Raw genomic sequence first — 7,935 nt, 5'->3', positions numbered from 1 at the left:
CGATGGCGACGGTGCGGGTCACGTCGGTGGTGCCGTCGAGGTACTGGGCGCCGGAGTCCACCAGCAGCAGCGAACCCTTCTCGGCCCGCTTGTTCAGCCGCTCGGTCGGCCGGTAGTGGACGATCGCCCCGTTGCTGGCCGCGCCGGCGATGGTGTCGAACGACAGGTCCTTCAGCGCGCCAGTGGCTTCGCGGAACGCCTCCAGCTTCTGGACCGTGGTGATCTCGTCGGGCGGGCTCTCCTGACCCTCGGTCGCCAGCCAGTGGAGGAAGCGCGCGAGCGCCGCGCCGTCGCGGACATGGGCCCGGCGGCTGCCCTCGATCTCGACGGGGTTCTTGCAGGCCCGGGGCAGGGCGCAGGGGTCTTCGCCGCGCACGACCTCGGCGCCGGCCGCCGCGAGGGCCTCGAAGTACCAGGCCGACGACTGCGCCGGATCGACCACCACCTTCTGGCCCCGCAGCTCGGCCAGGGCCTGGGGCAGGTCCTGCGGGGTTTCCAGGCGCACCTGGTTGCCCAGCCACGCCGGCAGCTCGGGCGTCACCTTCTGCGGATCGAGGAACACGCGAGCCGTGCCGTCCTTGTTGAGGATCGCCTGACCCAGCGGCAGCGGCGTGCGGATCACGTCGCCGCCGCGAATGTTGAACAGCCAGGCCAGCGACGCCGGCGCGGTCAGCACCGCGGCGTCGGCGCCCTTCTTCGCCACCAGCTCGCCCACCCGGGCGCGCTTGGAGGCCGACTCCTCGCCGGCGTACTCGAGCGGGTGCGGCACGACCGGGGCGGTCGGCTGCGGCGGGCGGACCTGACCCCAGGCGGCGTCCAGCGGGTTAGCGGCGACGGGCAGGAGCTCGGCGCCGGCCTTGGCCGCGGCGGCCTTCAGCCAGTGCAGGGCGTCGGGGCTGTGCAGGCGCGGGTCGTAGCCGATCTTCTGGCCCCGGGCCGCGGCGGTCTCCAGGTAGGCGGGCACGCCGCCGTCGACGAGATCCCGGATCTCGAAGACGCTGGCGTCGACCTGGTCGCGGACCTGCAGGGTGTAGCGCCCGTCGACGAAGATGGCGGCCTTGTCCTTCAGGATCACCGCCGCGCCGGCCGAGCCGGTGAAGCCGGTGGCCCAGGCCAGGCGGTCGTTGGCGGCGGGCAGATACTCGTTCTGGTGCTCGTCCTCATGCGGCACGAGGAAGCCGTCCAGCCCTTGGTCCTGCATCGCCTTGCGGATCAGGGGCAGGTGCTTGGGGCCGAAGGTGCGGTCGGTGGTCTCGTCGAAGGTCTGGCGCATGGCCTGGGATGTAAGCCCTTCGGAGGCGCCGGGCAAAGGGCGGATGGCTCCAGAATAACGCCCGGATAAAATTGACAGCCACGCCTTGGATAGGGTAGGCGGCGGCATGGACAAGGCCGACCGGCGCCAGCGCGTGCGCGACTACAAGGAGAAGAAGACCGTCGCAGGGATCTACGCTCTGCGGTGCCCGGCGGCCGACGCCGTCTGGGTCGGCGTCTCGCAGAACATCGACGCTCAGGAGAACAGCATAAAATTCGTGCTGCGCATGGGCTCGCACCCGAACCGCGACATCCAGGCCGCATTGCGCGCCCACGGCGGCGGCGCGTTCTCCTACGAGGTGCTGGAGCGGATCGAGGAGCCCGACCTGACGCCGCTGGGCCTGTCGGACCTGCTGAAGCGCCGCGAGCGCCACTGGGTCGAGGCGCTCGCGGCGAAGAAGGCCGCTTAGCGGTTCGGATCGACGGTGGTGTCCGTGGCGTCCTGCGCCGCGTCGGACGCCGCGGCCGCAACGTCCTGGGTCTGATCGGCGGCGGCCTGGGCGGCGCTCTCGGTGGCTACCGCGGCGCCGGCGGCGGCGTCTTGAGCGGCCTGGGCCGCGGTGGCGGCGGCTTCCTGGGCCGACTGGCTGGCCGCAGCCATGGAGGCCTGGGCCTCGCCCTGCTCGCGCGCCGCCTGCAGGTCGCCGGCCGAGCGGCTGTTGTACATGAACATCACCGCCACGATGGCGACGATGGCCACCAGGGCGGCCACCCACCAGCCGGCGGCGCCGCCGCCGCGGCGGATTTCGACCGTGCGGGTCGGTTCGTTCGTCACGGTAGTGCGTTCGTACTCTTCCGACATCTCACGCTCCTCGGTCGGCCAAGCTTGGCCGTTTCCGATGGAACGTGAGGCGCAAGGCGCAGGTTCCCGTCAGCCGGGGCGGCGCACCACCAGGGTGGCCCATGCGTCGCGGTGCAGGCGCCGGTGCAGCTTGAACCCCTTGGAGAGGTAGGCGGCCAGCACGCGCCGCTCCTGGGTGCGCAGCAGGCCAGACAGGATCGCCAAGCCGCCGGGCTTGAGCGCTGTCTTGATCTCCTGAGACAGCGCCACCAGCGGCGGAGCCAGGATGTTGGCGAAGACCAGGTCGTAGGGGCCGGCGCCGCGCACCTCCGGATGGCCCAGGCCCGAGGCGTGCACGAAGCGCGCGCCCGCCTTGTTCAGCGTCGCGTTCTCATTGGCGATGCGGACCGAGACGCGGTCGATGTCGGTGCCGACGGCGACCTCGGACCCCGTGCGCGCCGCGGCGATCGCCAGCACGCCGGTGCCGCAGCCCACGTCCAGCACCTTGGGGAAGCGGCGGGCCTTCAGCAACTCGTCGAACGCGAGCAGGCAGCCGACGGTGGTGCCGTGATGGCCGGTCCCGAAAGCGGCGCCCGCCTCGATCCGCAGGTTGACGGTGCTGGCCGGCGCAAGGCCCCGGTCGTGGGCCCCGTAGACGAAGAAGCGGCCGGCGCGCACCGGCGGCAGGCCCGACAGCGCCATGGCCAGCCAGTCCGCATCGGCGAGCACCTCGGTCGTGACGCGCAGATCGGAGAAACGGCCAAGCACCGTCTCGATAGCCGTGCGCTCGTGGTCTTCGGTCGGGAAGGCGTCGATCCGCCAGACGTCGTGATCCTCGTCCTCCTCCAGGATGGAGTAGGTCAGGGCCTCGGTGGCGGGCTCGGCCTCCAGCGCGGCGGCTGCGGCTTCGGCCTCGCGGCGCGGGCCGCGGGCGATGATCTGGATGGCCTCGTCGCTCATGGGCGTGAGGCTCTAGCGGCAGGCGGCGGGAAAGGCGAGGGGTTCCGGTCAGCCGGGCGTGGCGGCGGCCATCTCCGCCAGGTCGGGATCGACCGAGGTCTCCACCGGCTCGACGCCCACAGCGCTCGCGGCATGCGCCTCAACCGAGTAGGCGACACCGCCTTCCATCGACGGATAGCGGGTCGGCTCCCGCGGGGGCTCCTCCCAGGTGGAGGCGACCACCGGCTCATAGGCCGGCTCGTCGAAGGCTGACACGTCGTCCGCGTACGCCGGCTCGGGCAGCTCCTGATAGAGCTCGTACCGCTGCGGCTGGAGCCAGTCGGTGCCGATCACATAGTCCGGCACGCCGTTCGGATAGCTGCTGTAGGCGACCGTACCGTCGTAGGGCGTACGGACCCCCGACACGCCGGCCTGGATCTGCTGGCCCGGCGCTTCGGCGGGGCTGAGCAGGTTCGGCTGCATGGCCGCGCCGCACATCACGCCCACGACGGCCACGCCGGCGGCTCCGACGAGCAGCTTCTTCAGGTCGGTAGGGTCAAGCAGCTTCCGCATCAAAGGCAAAAGCGCGCGAAGCCTTTGCGGGTTCAGTTCGTTTAGGGCGCCATGAGCAAGTACAAGCCCCTCTCAGACCGCCTGGCGGGCCATGGCTCCAGCGAATGGCGCGCCAGCTTCGCCGAGATCGAGGAAGTCCTGGGCTTCCCGCTGCCGAAGTCGGCCCGCGCCCGCGGGACTTGGTGGGGCGACGGCAAGCGTCCCTGGCACGAGCACGGCTGGCGGGCCGACGACATCGACCACGACGGCGGCTACGTCACGTTCAAGCGCGGCGGCCAGACCACCGCGGCGGTGGCGGAATCCATCGTGATGCCGGAGGCCTCCCAGCCGGAGGAGCGGATCACCGAGGACGTCGACATGCACGGCGCCATTGCGCCGCCGATGCCAAGCCGTCGTCGACCGACGGCGCCGATCGTCGCGGGCGTCGCCATGGCCGCAGGCGTGGCGGCGTTCCTGGCGCGGCGGATGCTGCGGAAGCGGGCGGCCTAGCCCTGCTTCTCGACAAAGCTGTCGATGACCTTCTTCTCGCCGGCCTTGTCGAAGGCGACGGTGAGCTTGTTGCCGTCGATGCCTTTGACCGTCCCGTAGCCGAACTTCAGGTGGAACACCCGGTCGCCGCGCTTGTAGCTGCTGGCGGCCTCGGAGCCTGACACCGCCACCAGCCGGCCATCGCCCTCGATCACCTGCTGTCGGCCAGGATGGCTGCCGCGGTAGTTGGCCTGTTGGGCCCGCTTCCAGCCCGGCGAGGAGTAGCCGGCGCCGAACGACGGGCTCTCGTCCCAGCGGCTGCCGTGCTGCTGCATGCCCGGACCGCCGCCGTAGTAGCCGGTCTCGGAACTGGCCTCGACGTTGGCCAGCGGCAGCTCGTCCACGAAGCGCGACGGCAGCTGGCTGGTCCAGCGGCCGTAGACCTGGCGGTTGGCGGCGAAGCTGATGCGCGCCTCTTCCCGGGCGCGGGTGATGCCGACGTAGGCCAGCCTGCGCTCCTCCTCGAGGCCCTTCTCGCCCTTCTCGTCCATGCTGCGCTGGGACGGGAAGACGCCTTCCTCCCAGCCGGGCAGGAACACCAGCGGGAACTCCAGGCCCTTGGCCTGGTGCAGGGTCATGATCTGCACTCGGTCGTCGCCCGAGCTGCGGTCGAGGTCGAGGACCAGGGACACGTGCTCGAGGAACGCTTCCAGGGTGTCGAACTGGCTCATCGCATTGATGAGCTCCTTCAGGTTCTCGAGCCGGCCCTGCGCCTGCGGGCTGCGGTCGAGGCGCAGCGCGTCGGTGTAGCCGCTCTCGTCCAGCACCACCTCCATCAGCCGGTGGTGCGGCATGCGGCTGGCTTCGGCGCGCCAGCGGTCCATGTCGCGCAGGAAGTTGGCGAGGGCGGTCCGCGTCTTGGCGGCGAGCTCGTCGGTCAGCACCAGCTGGCGGGCAGCGCGGCTGGCCGACACGCCGTTCAGGCGGGCGATCTGCAGCAGCTTCTGGACGGTGGTGTCGCCGATGCCGCGCTTGGGCGTGTTGACGATCCGCTCGAAGGCGAGGTCGTCGTCTTCCGAGAAGAGCAGCCTCAGGTAGGCTACGGCGTCGCGGATCTCGGCGCGCTCGAAGAAGCGCGGGCCGCCGATGACCACATAGGGGATCTGCAGCAGCACGAAGCGCTCTTCGAACGCCCGCATCTGGAAGGCGGCGCGCACCAGGATGGCGATGTCGCGATAGCCGCGGCCCCTGCGTTTGGCCTGCTCGATCTCGTCGGCGATCAGCCGGCTCTCGGCCTCGCCGTCCCAGACGCCGCGGACGACGACCTTCTCGCCGCCCTCGGCCTCGGTCCACAGCGTCTTGCCCAGGCGGCCCTTGTTGGCGGCGATCAGGCCCGAGGCGGCGGCCAGGATGTGGCTGGTGGAGCGGTAGTTGCGTTCCAGGCGCACGACCTTGGCGCCCGGGAAGTCGCGCTCGAAGCGCAGGATGTTGTCCACCTCGGCGCCCCGCCAGCCGTAGATCGACTGGTCGTCATCGCCGACGCAGCAGAGGTTCTGGCTCTTCTGGGCCAGCAGCCGCAGCCACAGGTACTGGGCGACGTTGGTGTCCTGGTACTCGTCCACCAACAGGTATTTGAAGCGGCCATGGTAGTCGGCCAGCACGTCGGGCTGGCTGGTGAAGATCGTGATGTTGTGCAGCAGCAGGTCGCCGAAGTCGCAGGCGTTCAGGATGCGCAGGCGCTCCTGATAGAGCCGATAAAGGGCTTGGCCGCGATTCGGCCCGAAGGCGGCGTTCTCGGACCCTGGCAGTCGGTCCGGCGTCCAGCCGCGGTTCTTCCAGTGGTCGATCAGGCCTGCCAGCGCCTTCGGCGTCCAGCGCTTGGTGTCGATGTTCTCGGCCTCGAGCAGCTGCTTCAGCAGCCGCTCCTGATCGTCGTCGTCGATGATGGTGTAGTTCGACTTCAGACCCACCAGCTCGGCATGCCGGCGCAGGATCTGGGCAGCCACCGAGTGGAAGGTGCCCAGCCACCGCAGGCCCTCGGCGGACGGGCCGATGATGTGGGTGATCCGCTCGCGCATCTCGCGGGCGGCCTTGTTGGTGAAGGTGACGGCGAGCAGCTCCCAGGGCCGGGCCTTGCCGGTGGCCAGGATGTGGGCGAGGCGGGTGGTCAGCACGCGCGTCTTGCCGGTGCCCGCGCCGGCCAGGACCAGCACCGGGCCTTCGGTGGCCTCAACGGCCTCGCGCTGCTCGGGGTTCAGGCCCGAGAGGTAGTCGGGGGCGGACGCGCGCGGGCGCGCCAGGTCGCTGATGCGGGTTCCGTCTTGGGGGGCGGGCGGATCGAAGGACTCAGAAGACATTTCCGGAGCCCCTTAGCATGCCACGCGCGGCAGGGCATCCCGGTGTTCGCGCTGCGTTCTCGCCTCTATCGCCGCGCCGGCAACTGGACGAGTAAGGGCCGGGCCGCTATTCGCGCTCCCGGTCGCCGCAGGAACCTTGCCAGCCTTGAACCAGGATCAGCCCTTCGGCGTCTACGGCTTGCCATCAGCCGAGCTGGTCGATGTGCCGGCCGGCGCCGTGCAGCTGTCGCCGCTGTCGCCGGGCGCCGCAGCGCTGGAAGAGGTCGCGCCGGGCAGCCTGTCCGGGATGGTCGTGGCCGCGCCGCCGGGAACGCTCGAGCGCCGCTACGTCCTGGCCCAGGCGCTTAGGCTCATGCCGCCGGCCGCGCGGCTCGTGGCGCTTGCGCCCAAGGACAAGGGCGGTTCGCGCCTGCGCAAGGAGCTGGAGGCCTTCGGCTGTCTCGTCCACGAGACCGGCGGCCGTCACCAGCGGATCTGCGAGACGCGCAGGCCCGAAGCGCCGACCGGCCTCGATGAAGCCATCGTCGCGGGAGGCCCGCGACTGGAGCCCGAGCTCGGCCTCTGGACCTGGCCCGGCGTGTTCAGCTGGGACCGCCTCGATCCCGGCAGCGTGCAGCTGATCCAGGCTCTGCCGCCGCTGGCCGGCCGCGGGGCGGATCTGGGCTGCGGACTGGGTGTGCTGTCGAAGGCCGTGCTGGCGCAGCCGACGGTGACGGCCCTGGCCCTTGTTGACCTCGATCGCCGCGCGGTCGAGGCGGCGCGGCGGAATGTCCCGAATCCCCGGGCGACGTTCCACTGGGCCGACGCGCGCGTTGAACCGCCGCTCGAGGGTCTGGATTTCGTGGTGATGAACCCGCCGTTCCACGACCGTGGCGCCGAGGACAAGGCGCTGGGCCAGGCGTTTATCCGCCGGGCGGCGCAGGCGCTGCGCAAGGGCGGCGTGCTGTGGATGGTCGCCAATCGGCACCTGCCGTACGAGGCCGTGCTGACCTCGCTGTTCCGCCAGGTGGCGCTGAAGTCCGAGGGCGGCGGCTTCAAGGTGTATGAGGCCCGCAAGTGAGCGCGACGCTCCGATTGGACCGGCTGCTGGCCAACCTGGGCTACGGCTCGCGGCGCGAGGTGCAGCAGCTCGTGCGCCTGGGCGCGGTGACGCTGGACGGCGCGCCGGTCGAAAGCGCCGACATGCGCCTCGCCGTCACGCCCGACCTGCCGCAGCGGATGCAGGTCGAAGGACGGCGGCTCGATCCGCCGCCCGGCATGGCGCTGATGCTGCACAAGCCGGTGGGCGTCACCTGTTCCCATAAGGAGGCGGGCGAACTGGTCTACGGCCTGCTGCCGTCGCGCGGGCGCCAGCGCGATCCGGCGCTCTCGACGGTGGGGCGGCTGGACAAGGACACCTCGGGCCTGCTGCTGCTCACCGTTCTCCATACTGCAAGAAAAACTGGAAATACATACACAGTCATGCAAAATCGTCGGTATTTAAACCAAATCCGTACGTTTCAAAAG

Annotated in this window: 9 protein-coding genes; 4 read left to right on the top strand and 5 right to left on the bottom strand. The window is 70.5% G+C overall.

Translation table 11 applies throughout. The features are described from left to right. Nucleotides 1-1,273: aminopeptidase P family N-terminal domain-containing protein (locus RIF93_RS16520; protein ID WP_309092547.1), on the bottom strand; the 1,273-nt coding region annotated here is incomplete at its 3' end. Between the two features lie 106 nt (nucleotides 1,274-1,379). On the opposite strand from RIF93_RS16520, the gene RIF93_RS16515 reads away from it, so the two are divergent. Further along, a complete protein-coding gene (locus tag RIF93_RS16515; protein ID WP_309092546.1) occupies nucleotides 1,380-1,721 on the top strand; it encodes a GIY-YIG nuclease family protein in 342 nt (113 codons plus the stop codon). Here the strand turns inward: RIF93_RS16515 and RIF93_RS16510 are convergent. The 3 genes from RIF93_RS16510 to RIF93_RS16500 form a co-directional block, all read right to left on the bottom strand. Next, nucleotides 1,718-2,113: a hypothetical protein gene (locus RIF93_RS16510; protein ID WP_309092545.1), complete on the bottom strand. Its 396-nt coding sequence runs from the start codon at nucleotides 2,111-2,113 to the stop codon at nucleotides 1,718-1,720. The genes RIF93_RS16515 and RIF93_RS16510 overlap by 4 nt on opposite strands. 69 nt (nucleotides 2,114-2,182) lie before the next feature. Then, nucleotides 2,183-3,052: a 50S ribosomal protein L11 methyltransferase gene (locus RIF93_RS16505; protein WP_309092544.1), complete on the bottom strand. Its 870-nt coding sequence runs from the start codon at nucleotides 3,050-3,052 to the stop codon at nucleotides 2,183-2,185. Nucleotides 3,053-3,100: 48 nt separating this feature from the next. Beyond that, entirely contained in the window at nucleotides 3,101-3,604 is a 504-nt protein-coding gene (locus RIF93_RS16500; protein WP_309092543.1) for a hypothetical protein, read from the bottom strand. Nucleotides 3,605-3,655: 51 nt separating this feature from the next. On the opposite strand from RIF93_RS16500, the gene RIF93_RS16495 reads away from it, so the two are divergent. Further along, nucleotides 3,656-4,093, top strand: a complete 438-nt coding sequence (locus tag RIF93_RS16495) for a hypothetical protein (protein WP_309092542.1) — start codon at nucleotides 3,656-3,658, stop codon at nucleotides 4,091-4,093. On the opposite strand, the gene RIF93_RS16490 is transcribed toward RIF93_RS16495, so the two are convergent. Then, the gene (locus RIF93_RS16490; RefSeq protein ID WP_309092541.1) at nucleotides 4,090-6,429 is read right to left on the bottom strand and encodes a UvrD-helicase domain-containing protein; all 2,340 of its coding nucleotides are present in this window, start codon (nucleotides 6,427-6,429) and stop codon (nucleotides 4,090-4,092) included. The genes RIF93_RS16495 and RIF93_RS16490 overlap by 4 nt on opposite strands. A 145-nt stretch (nucleotides 6,430-6,574) precedes the next feature. Between RIF93_RS16490 and RIF93_RS16485 the strand changes: the two genes are divergently transcribed. Further along, a complete protein-coding gene (locus RIF93_RS16485) occupies nucleotides 6,575-7,489 on the top strand; it encodes a class I SAM-dependent methyltransferase (protein WP_309092540.1) in 915 nt (304 codons plus the stop codon). After that, nucleotides 7,486-7,935, top strand: a 450-nt coding sequence (locus tag RIF93_RS16480; protein ID WP_309092539.1) for a S4 domain-containing protein, incomplete at its 3' end; no start/stop codon positions are given. The genes RIF93_RS16485 and RIF93_RS16480, both read left to right, overlap by 4 nt.

Origin of the sequence: Phenylobacterium sp. (genome assembly GCF_031181185.1) — a bacterium.
In the GTDB taxonomy this organism is placed as follows: Bacteria; Pseudomonadota; Alphaproteobacteria; order Caulobacterales; family Caulobacteraceae; genus Phenylobacterium.
Note: the sequence above shows the minus strand (reverse complement) of the source record. Positions and strands in the feature narration are given on the sequence as shown.

Coding starts and splice junctions, on each gene's coding strand:
- RIF93_RS16515 (WP_309092546.1), top strand. CDS start 1,380: ATGGACAAGGCCGACCGGCGCCAGCGCGTGCGCGACTACAAGGAGAAG.
- RIF93_RS16510 (WP_309092545.1), bottom strand. CDS start 2,113: ATGTCGGAAGAGTACGAACGCACTACCGTGACGAACGAACCGACCCGC.
- RIF93_RS16505 (WP_309092544.1), bottom strand. CDS start 3,052: ATGAGCGACGAGGCCATCCAGATCATCGCCCGCGGCCCGCGCCGCGAG.
- RIF93_RS16500 (WP_309092543.1), bottom strand. CDS start 3,604: ATGCGGAAGCTGCTTGACCCTACCGACCTGAAGAAGCTGCTCGTCGGA.
- RIF93_RS16495 (WP_309092542.1), top strand. CDS start 3,656: ATGAGCAAGTACAAGCCCCTCTCAGACCGCCTGGCGGGCCATGGCTCC.
- RIF93_RS16490 (WP_309092541.1), bottom strand. CDS start 6,429: ATGTCTTCTGAGTCCTTCGATCCGCCCGCCCCCCAAGACGGAACCCGC.